This is a genomic window from Herbaspirillum sp. B65 (assembly GCF_000333555.1).
Taxonomy (GTDB): domain Bacteria; phylum Pseudomonadota; class Gammaproteobacteria; order Burkholderiales; family Burkholderiaceae_D; genus Herbaspirillum; species Herbaspirillum rubrisubalbicans.
The window spans coordinates 1-2,085 of sequence record NZ_BADI01001089.1; the positions used below are offsets into that span (position 1 = coordinate 1).

The 2,085-nt window shown below is 63.0% G+C and carries 2 protein-coding genes and 1 pseudogene; all 3 read left to right on the plus strand.

Going from position 1 to position 2,085, the window contains the following annotated elements; genetic code table 11:
* Positions 1-327: efflux RND transporter permease subunit (locus I5W_RS25815; RefSeq protein WP_044531401.1), on the plus strand; the 327-nt coding region annotated here is incomplete at its 5' end.
* 13 nt (positions 328-340) lie between these two features.
* Positions 341-1,768: an efflux transporter outer membrane subunit gene (locus I5W_RS25820; RefSeq protein WP_044531402.1), complete on the plus strand. Its 1,428-nt coding sequence runs from the start codon at positions 341-343 to the stop codon at positions 1,766-1,768.
* Between the two features lie 135 nt (positions 1,769-1,903).
* A pseudogene (locus I5W_RS32960) lies at positions 1,904-2,085 on the plus strand (Fur family transcriptional regulator); the annotation flags it as partial.

Sequence of the window (2,085 nt, forward strand, 5' to 3'; positions counted from 1 at the left end):
TTTTGCGACCATATCCAGCATCACGAAAACCTCAGCCGCATCGAGGCAATCGAGAAGGCCGCTGCCGTGCGGATGCGTCCGGTGTTGATGACCACTGCGGCGATGGTCGCAGGCCTGGTGCCCTTGCTGTTTGCAAACGGCGCGGGCTCGGCCAGCCGCTTCTCCATTGGCATCGTGGTGGTGATGGGCATGATGATCGGTACCTTCTTCACGCTGTTTGTGCTGCCCACCATCTACAGCTTTATCGCCAAAGATCACCGTGCATCAGCACAAAGCGAGCGCGCCCGCGAACTGTCTACTGCGGAGGCGCCTGATGTCGCACTCTAAACTGACCCCTATCATGTCCAATGCTTCCGGTGCGTCGCCATTTGTCTCTCGACGCGTCGTCTTGATTGCGATTGTCGCTGCCATCGCCAACGCGGGCTGCACCACCGGACCAGACTATCATCCACCGGCCTTGCCGGACGTCGTAGCAGGCAGCTTCGTGACCAAGCCGGCCGATACAGACATTGCGGCGCCGCTGCCCGCGCACTGGTGGAAGCTGTACAACGACCCCGCGCTCGACCAGCTTGTGCAGCTAGCGTTGTCGGCCAATACCAATCTGCGCGTCACACTGGCCAACCTCGACCGTGCACGGGGCGTCTACAAGGAGGCGCGCGGCGGCCTCTATCCTTCGACCAGCCTGTCGGCCGGCCCCAGCTATGGCCGGGATCAGACCACGTGGACGGGATCCGGCCAGGCACCCACGCAGTTGAGCTACAACGGTGGCATCGATATCTCCTACGAAGTCGACCTGTTTGGCCGGGTCAGACGCGATGTCGAGGCGGCCCGCGACAATGCCGAGGCAGTTGCCGCCGCCCATGATGCCGCCAAGGTGGTTGTCGTCGCCGACACCACGAAGGCCTACCTGGATGCCTGTAACTATGGTGAATCCATGCAGGTTGCGCAGGCGTCCATTGCACTGGCTCAGCGCAGCCTGGATCTGGTCAGACGCCAGGAGCACGCAGGGGCGGCTTCGCTGCTGGATGTGGAGCGGGCCGGCGTGATCCTTGCACAGGCACAGGCGGCGTTGCCGCCGCTGCAAAACCAGCGGGAGACCGCGCTGTTCGAGCTGGCCGTGCTGATGGGGCGCACGCCGTCGCAGGTGCCTGAGTCTGCGCGTGCCTGCATCAAGGCGCCGGAAGTGGCAGGTGCGCTGCCCATCGGCGACGGCACTGCGCTACTGCGGCGCCGCCCGGACCTGCGCCAGGCCGAGCGTCAGCTGGCCGCCGACACAGCGCGTATTGGCGTGGCTGTGGCCGACCTCTATCCGCGGGTCACGCTGGGCGCGTCGGCCAGTTATTTGCGCGATGATGCTCTGAGCGGCAATCGTACCTGGTCGTATTCCCTTGGACCGCTGATTTCCTGGAGCTTTCCCAACACAATGGTGGTGCGCAGCCGTATCGCGCAGGCCAAGGCCCAAGCCGCAGCGTCATTGGCCAGCTTCGACGGCGTAGTGCTCAATGCGCTCAAGGAGTCCGAGCAGTCCCTGAGCGCATATGGCGCGGCGATGCAGCAGCGCCAGGCATTGATCGACGCACGTGATCGCGCTGACAAGGCTTTCCAGTTGGCAGACCAGCGCTACCGCGCCGGATCGATCAGCTACCTTGACGTGATTGTCGCCCAGACCAGCCTGATTGACGCGAAATCGCAGGTAGCATCTGCAGATCAACGTGTAGGTTCTGCGCAGGTCAGCGTATTCAAGGCGCTGGGCGGCGGATGGGAATAAGTCACCATGCGCCAGCGCGCAAGGCTGTCGCCGAGGTGGTGACCCCACCTCGCGCTTGGCCAGTATTCGTCATGCGCCATGCTGCTTCGTGTTGTGGCACATCACGGAGGCCGGGCATTGCTAAGGAGCTACACTATGAAGCACTACGATGAATCGCGTCGTATCCGTGACCTGATTGCGCCATTCGGCAGCAAGACGCCCCAGTCGGGCAAACACAAGAGAAAGCCTGTTGTGACAAGCCGTGGCGGGAGCGGACTGCCGATGTCGTCTCAGGAACGATGTCTGGGAATGAGTGGCTTGCGCCCCACGATTGCACG